Below are 2558 nucleotides of genomic sequence, written 5' to 3'. Positions count from 1 at the left end.
CGCCATTTCATAAATCGTGGGGAGGTAAGGGTGGGTATAAGAGCCGGGGGCCATGCTGCCGGCGCGAGGCGCTAGGTGTGCAGCGCGTGGCCCAGCGCCTTGAGCGCCGCTTCCTGCACCGCCTCGCCCAGCGTGGGATGGGCATGGATGGTGCCGGCCACGTCTTCCAGCGTGGCGCCCATCTCCAGCGACTGCGAAAACGCCGCCGCCAGTTCCGACACGCCGCGCCCGACCGCCTGCCAGCCCAGCACCAGGTGGTTGTCGCGCCGCGCGACCACGCGCACGAAGCCGTCGGTGGACTCCAGCGTCATGGCGCGGCCGTTGGCGGCGAAGGGGAAGGACGCCACCAGGCAATCCAGCCCCGCCGTCTCGGCCTCGGCCGGCGACAGGCCCGCCGTCACCACTTCCGGATCGGTGAAGCAGACCGCCGGAATCGCGGCCGGCTGGAAGTGGCGGCGCTTGCCCGCCACCAGTTCGGCCACCATCTCACCCTGCGCCATGGCGCGATGCGCCAGCATGGGTTCGCCGGCCAGGTCGCCGATGGCCCAGACGTCGCGCATCGAGGTGCGGCACTGGTCGTCGATCAGCAGCGCGTTGCCCTTGCGGTCCAGCTGCAGGCTTTCCAGCCCCCAGCCTTGCGTGCGCGGACGGCGTCCCACCGCGATCAGCACGCGGTCGGCGGCCACCTGCGTCTCGGCGCCTGCGGCGTCCTGCAGCCGCACGGCGTTGCCCTCGGCGTTCAGGCCCAGCACCTTGCGGCCCAGGTGCAGCTCGATGCCCATGCGCGCCAGCGCCGCCGCCACCGGCTTGGTCAGCTCGGCGTCGTAGGTGGGCAGGATGCGGTCCTGCGCTTCCACCACGGCCACTTCCGCGCCCAGCTTGCGGTACACGGTGCCCAGCTCCAGGCCGATATAGCCGCCGCCGACCACCACCAGTTTCTTCGGGATGCTGTCAGGCGACAGCGCCTCGGTGGACGAGACCACGATGCCGCCGAAAGGCACCGAAGGCAGCGGCGTGGGCTCGGAGCCCGCGGCCAGCAGCAGGTTCTCGCACTGGATGCGCAGGCGTGCGCCGTCGGCGGTTTCGACCTCGACGGTCTTGCCATCCAGCAGCGTGGCCCAGCCACGCACCACTTCGACGCCGTTCTTCTTCAGCAACGCGCCCACGCCGCTGGTGAGCTTGGAGACGATGCCGTCCTTCCAGGTGACGGTGCGCGCGATATCGATGGACGGCGCCTGCACCGAGATGCCCAGCGCCGACTCGCCGGCGTAGTGGCGCGCCTTGTCGAATTCCTCGGCCGCGTGGATCAGTGCCTTCGACGGGATGCAGCCGATGTTCAGGCAGGTGCCGCCCAGCCGGTCGCCTTCGACCAGGATGGTGGGCACGCCCAGCTGGCCGGCGCGGATGGCGGCCACGTAACCGCCCGGGCCGCCGCCGATCACCAGCAGGCCCGTTGTTTTTGTAGTCTGGCTCATGCTTACTCCACGAAAAGCAGCGCGGGTTGTTCAAGCAGCGCGCGCACCGCCTGGATGAAGCGCGCCGCGTCCATACCGTCGACCACGCGGTGATCGAACGAGGACGACAGGTTCATCAGCTTGCGCGCCACCACGGCGCCGTTGCGGATGGCCGGCCGCTCGACGATGCGGTTCACGCCCACGATGCCCACCTCGGGATGGTTGATCACCGGCGTGGTGACGATGCCGCCCAGCGGCCCCAGGCTGGTGATGGTGATGGTCGAGCCCGACAACTCGTCGCGGCTGGCAGAGCCGGTGCGCACCGCCTCGGCCAGGCGGATGATCTCGGCCGCCATGGACCAGAGGTCGCGCGCCTCGGCGTGGCGCATCACCGGCACCATCAGCCCGCCGTCGCTTTGCGTGGCGATGCCGATGTGGACCGCGCCGTAGCGCGTGACCACGCCGGCCTCGTCGTCGTAGCGCGCATTGATCTGCGGGAAGTCGCGCAGCGCCACCACCATGGCGCGCGCCAGCAGCGGCAGCAGCGTGAGCTTGCCGCGCGTGGCGCCCCACTTCTGGTTGAGGCTGGCGCGCAGCTCTTCCAGTTCGGTCACGTCGATTTCCTCGACGTAGCTGAAGTGCGGAATGCGGCGCTTGGACTCGGCCATCTTCTGCGCGATCTTCCTGCGCAGCCCGATCACCGGCACGTTTTCCTCGTCGTTGCGCTCGGCATAGGCCACGCCGCCACGGGCCTGGCCCGCCGCGCCCTGTCCTTGCAGATAGGCGTCCAGATCCTCGTGCAGGATGCGGCCGGCCGGGCCGCTGCCGTGCACATAGCGCAGCTCGATGCCCAGGTCCCAGGCGCGCTTGCGCACGGCGGGCGAGGCCAGCGGCTTCTCGCCAGGCTGGCGCGCGACAGCGGCGGGCGCTTGCCGCGCGGGCTTGGACGGCGCCGGCGCGGCGGCCTTGGCGGGCGCAGCCGCCACCGGGCCGTCTCTTTTAAAAAACTCCCGGGCCCCCGGGAGGCAAAAGGGAACTCGGTATGCCGGCTTTGCTTTGAAAAAAAAAAAAAACACTGTGTAGAGAGGTGTGAGCTGCACGCAG

The 2558-nt window shown here is 69.8% G+C and carries 1 protein-coding gene and 1 pseudogene; both read right to left on the bottom strand.

Annotated features, from left to right (window positions below; all coding sequences use genetic code 11):
- Window positions 1-71: 71 nt before the first annotated feature.
- A complete protein-coding gene (lpdA, locus tag AC6LJ9_RS30430; RefSeq protein WP_498150425.1) occupies window positions 72-1475 on the bottom strand; it encodes a dihydrolipoyl dehydrogenase in 1404 nt (467 codons plus the stop codon).
- A 2-nt stretch (window positions 1476-1477) separates the two neighbouring features.
- Window positions 1478-2368: pseudogene (locus AC6LJ9_RS30425) on the bottom strand (dihydrolipoamide acetyltransferase family protein); the annotation flags it as partial.
- Window positions 2369-2558: the final 190 nt, after the last annotated feature.

The organism is Achromobacter sp. 1011811831, from assembly GCF_059760905.1.
This window is presented reverse-complemented; position numbering and strand designations above follow the sequence as displayed.